The sequence below is a fragment of the Clostridia bacterium genome (genome assembly GCA_036562685.1).
In the GTDB taxonomy this organism is placed as follows: Bacteria; Bacillota; Clostridia; order Christensenellales; family DUVY01; genus DUVY01.
Genome location: DATCJR010000004.1, coordinates 1 through 2,910, shown reverse-complemented (window position 1 = coordinate 2,910; position 2,910 = coordinate 1). Strand labels below are relative to the sequence as shown.

Here is a 2,910-nt window from a genome sequence, read left to right as displayed (position 1 = left end):
CCTCTTTTTTGTGCTATAATGTCCTTGATTCATAGTGCCTTTTCCTTTTGTATAATCTTGTGTTACAAACTTATTATACAAAGATAAAGGTTCACTATGAATCTTTTTTTACCCGTTGCACTTCATTTTACAATCTTCCTTGAAAATTCACAAGAAAAAACACTGCAAAAAATCTCACAAACAGGCCAAAATGCGTCGATTAGTGAGACAGAATGACAACAAATAGGGCAGGGGGCCTCAATCTCTACCCCTATTACCCCCTCAGCGGGGCGGCAGTCTCATAAAAATTTTCGGGAAATCAAAAGGTGCGGAGCGGGCTTGCGCAGGCACCACGCCCACGGGGTAGGGACATGGGTTTGCAAGCAGCATATAAAGAGTAAGGATTTATGCCCCGCGTTACCCATTAAGGAAAAGGAGCTGGAGGCGGCGTTCGTACAAATGCTAAAGGATATAATCCATAACCAAAAAGAGATAATGGACGTGGTAGGCGATTCAGTCAATGAGGCCTTGGCAGAGTCGGGAGAGTTTATTGATAGAGATGATGAGCTGAGGGAGATTGATGAACAAATAGGGAGCCTGCAGGATAAAATGATTGAATTGAATAAGAAACGCGGCCGGCGAGAAATTGAGCCGGAAAAATACAATGCGGAAAGCAAAGAAATCATGACAATGCTTGATAAGCTCTTTATATCCCGCGATGATATCTTGACAAAGCGCAATCAAGCCACGCTCTCCAAAGCCTATCAAGCTGTAATAGCGGAGGTAATAAAAAAGGCAGGAGAACATAACGAGTTTGATAGAGACATCTTCACCAAGCTTGTGGATACGATTGTTGTAAAGGGTAGAGATAATATATTGTTTGTGTTGAAATCAGCTTATATAGCTGACGACTTTAATGATACTGTTTTGGGTTATCATTTAGCCCTTATAACTCCAGACAAAGATAGATTAGATGGCTATTTTTTAAATTGTATATTGCACACAAAGACATTACAAAAGTATTTTGAAAACAATGCAAGCGGGAGCGGCCAAAGGGCTTCATTATCATTGAAGATTTTAAAAGAAATACCGATATATATGCCCGATATATCGATACAACGTGCTATTGCCCGAGTTCTTTCGCAATTGGATGAAAAAATTGAGCTGAATAATAAAATTAATGCTGAACTTGAAAAATTGGCTAAAACAATATATGATTTTTGGTTCATACAATTCAATTTTCCTAATGGAGAAGGTAAACCTTATCGCTCTTATGGTGGAGAGATGTATTATAATCCCATATTAAAACGAAATATCCCAATAAAGTGGCAAGTGAAAAATCTGCAAAATACTAAGTTATGTAAGATAATAAAACCAGGAATAAAAGATTTTAAGGGTGAAAAATGTTATTATGCTACTGGAGACATTGAGGGAACTGAAATTATTAGCTCTGGTATGAAAATAACTTATGAAAATCGTTTGTCAAGAGCAAATATGCAGCCTACCACAAACTCCATATGGTTTGCAAAAATGAAGAATACAATTAAGAATTTATTATTAAATGAGGCCTCAAATTATGTAATTGACAATTGTATATTATCAACAGGATTTACAGGACTACAATGTCACGAAAACACTTTATACTATTTATGGGAATATATTAATGGAGAATATTTTAATAAGAAAAAAGATTCGGTTGCAACAGGTGCTACTCAACAAGCAATCAATGAAACGGATTTATCTCACTTCCATATTATTGAGCCACCAGATGATATATTATTGAAATATACAAAATTAGTCAAGCCTTATTTTTTAATGATAAATAAGAATAAACATCAAAACATAGAGCTATCCCAGCTTCGTGATTTTCTATTACCTTTACTTATGAATGGGCAAGTAGAAATAATTGATGAACAAAAAACATTAATATCAGATAAATTTGACGATATCCGTAAACATTGGGAAGAGCAGGAACCTTTTAAGTTTGCTGCACGTAAAGACAAAGATAAAGATGAAGATTTTATAGAAGAAACATATGATATTTTAAAGGCATTAGCTGAAGAATAATGAAAAAAAAGATTGAAATGTTTATAAGAGATTTGCTTAAGGAATATGGTTTATTTAAACCAGAATTTCGTGGTCCTATTTTTTTCAAAGAAGAGTTACAAAAATATTTTAACTTTGAATTCAAAGAAATTGCGTTAGAAGACAAACTACAAGGCGCTATACTAAAAGGAAAATCAGGTGTCAAAATTATTGTTAATTCAACAATAGATAACCCAGGTAGAAAGAATTTTACTTATGCCCATGAGCTTGGCCATTATTTTCTAAAACATAAACTTGATGAAAATTATAATGGATGCAAGGCTAAGGACATTGAAGCGGGAGAAAAGGCAACAATTATTCAGGAAAGGCAGGCAAATTGTTTTGCATCCTTTTTTCTCTTGCCTAAGGAATATGTATATTTAAATTATAACATTGTAATGGAACAATTAGGTTTTCCTCCATTTAGACGATTAAACATATATAGAAATAATTATAATATTTGGAAGATAGTGTGTTGCCGTTTTAATTATATGTGTGGTGTTTCGGATACTACCTTAAGATATCGACTCGAAGAGCTCAAGCTGCTTAAATTTTATGTTGAGTGATTATATCTTCACCCCAAAAACCTACCACTTAAACCAGCAACAAAAAGGAAACGCCAAGTTCAAATCCTGAAACCTTGATTTTTGCATGGTTAACGGCGAACGAAAAGGAACATTTCCTCAATATCTTTAAAAAACGGCCCCCAAACCCCTAAAAACAGCAAAAAATAACGGCAGAACGTAAGTATCCGTTCTGCCGTGTGTCTATGGTGCGAGAGACGGGACTTGAACCCGTATGGTGTTACCCACACGCCTCTGAAACGTGCGCGTCTGCCAGTTTCGC

Annotated in this window: 2 protein-coding genes; both read left to right on the top strand. The window is 35.3% G+C overall.

Going from position 1 to position 2,910, the window contains the following annotated elements; genetic code table 11:
- The first annotated feature begins 438 nt into the window (after positions 1-438).
- Positions 439-2,046, top strand: a complete 1,608-nt coding sequence (locus VIL26_00155) for a restriction endonuclease subunit S (protein HEY8389358.1) — start codon at positions 439-441, stop codon at positions 2,044-2,046.
- Positions 2,046-2,630 carry an ImmA/IrrE family metallo-endopeptidase gene (locus tag VIL26_00150; protein HEY8389357.1) on the top strand — a complete coding sequence of 195 codons (585 nt, stop codon included), beginning with the start codon at positions 2,046-2,048 and terminating at the stop codon, positions 2,628-2,630. The genes VIL26_00155 and VIL26_00150 overlap by 1 nt, the downstream gene beginning before the upstream one ends.
- Positions 2,631-2,910 lie beyond the last annotated feature (280 nt).